General features: G+C 67.4%; 1 protein-coding gene. It reads right to left on the bottom strand.

The genetic code is table 11. The features are described from left to right. Positions 1 to 264, bottom strand: a 264-nt coding sequence (locus QSJ97_RS24860) for a hypothetical protein (protein WP_285675190.1), incomplete at both ends; no start/stop codon positions are given.

Here is a 264-nt window from a genome sequence, read left to right on the forward strand (position 1 = left end):
ACATCGGTCGGCTGACCGCGGCTCTCCCCGTCATTGCCCGAGACCGCCTCGCTGTCGTCGTCCTCCGGCAGGAAGGCGGTGTTGTCGCCGGCGATGTAGTCGTTCAGGTGCTGACCGGTCACCTCCAGACCCGCCTCGAAGGCATCGTCGCCATCGCGGAAGTCCGGCTGCGTCGAGAAGAAGGTGATGTCCAGGCCCTCGACCGTCTCGCCGCCGTCGCCCGCATCCTGGAGGATCGACCGGTTCAGGCCGGAGGTGTCCTCA

This window comes from Paralimibaculum aggregatum (assembly GCF_030270585.1).
GTDB classification, from domain to species: Bacteria; Pseudomonadota; Alphaproteobacteria; order Rhodobacterales; family Rhodobacteraceae; genus Thermohalobaculum; species Thermohalobaculum aggregatum.